This window comes from Nocardioides marinquilinus (assembly GCF_039543705.1).
In the GTDB taxonomy this organism is placed as follows: Bacteria; Actinomycetota; Actinomycetes; order Propionibacteriales; family Nocardioidaceae; genus Nocardioides; species Nocardioides marinquilinus.
The window spans coordinates 1-559 of sequence record NZ_BAABKG010000017.1 but is presented as its reverse complement, the minus strand read 5'-3'; the positions used below and the strand labels follow the sequence as shown (position 1 = coordinate 559).

1 protein-coding gene is annotated in these 559 nt (G+C 45.4%); it reads left to right on the top strand.

The features are described 5' to 3' along the window. Positions 1-499: metallophosphoesterase family protein (locus ABEA04_RS22975; RefSeq protein ID WP_345464707.1), on the top strand; the 499-nt coding region annotated here is incomplete at its 5' end. Between the last annotated feature and the right edge of the window lie 60 nt (positions 500-559).

Genomic DNA, 559 nt, shown 5'->3' with positions numbered 1-559 from the left:
GAACGTTGAATGCCTGGAATTAATCACATTCCCCTGGTTCAGAGCTGTACGTGGAAACCATGAGCAAATGATGATTGATGGCTTATCAGAGCGTGGAAACGTTAATCACTGGCTGCTTAATGGCGGTGGCTGGTTCTTTAATCTCGATTACGACAAAGAAATTCTGGCTAAAGCTCTTGCCCATAAAGCAGATGAACTTCCGTTAATCATCGAACTGGTGAGCAAAGATAAAAAATATGTTATCTGCCACGCCGATTATCCCTTTGACGAATACGAGTTTGGAAAGCCAGTTGATCATCAGCAGGTAATCTGGAACCGCGAACGAATCAGCAACTCACAAAACGGGATCGTGAAAGAAATCAAAGGCGCGGACACGTTCATCTTTGGTCATACGCCAGCAGTGAAACCACTCAAGTTTGCCAACCAAATGTATATCGATACCGGCGCAGTGTTCTGCGGAAACCTAACATTGATTCAGGTACAGGGAGAAGGCGCATGAGACTCGAAAGCGTAGCTAAATTTCATTCGCCAAAAAGCCCGATGATGAGCGACTCACCAC